The 243-nt window shown below is 62.1% G+C and carries 1 protein-coding gene; it reads left to right on the top strand.

Annotation, left to right across the window (positions count from 1 at the left end; all coding sequences use genetic code 11):
- Positions 1-243 (top strand): hypothetical protein (locus ACZ6JE_RS15490; RefSeq protein WP_464319524.1); only part of this gene is annotated, 243 nt, incomplete at both ends.

Raw genomic sequence — 243 nt, 5'->3', positions numbered from 1 at the left:
AACCCGTACGACAACTGGGCGGTCCAGCGCGCCTTCAACCGCGTCAATCTGGGCGGCTTCCTGACCGCGAAGATCAGCGACGATATCGAGCTGTACGGCAACGGCCTGTTCTATCGCGACAAGTCGTACAACACGCAGCTCAACCGCACCTTCAACTTCGGCGCGTACGGCACCGAGCCGTTCCGCGTAAATTGCGACAACCCGTTCCTGTCGGGATCGCAGGCAAGCGACCTGTGCGGGGCC

The organism is Frigoribacterium sp. AC759, from assembly GCF_979256015.1.
Note: the sequence above shows the minus strand (reverse complement) of the source record. Positions and strands in the feature narration are given on the sequence as shown.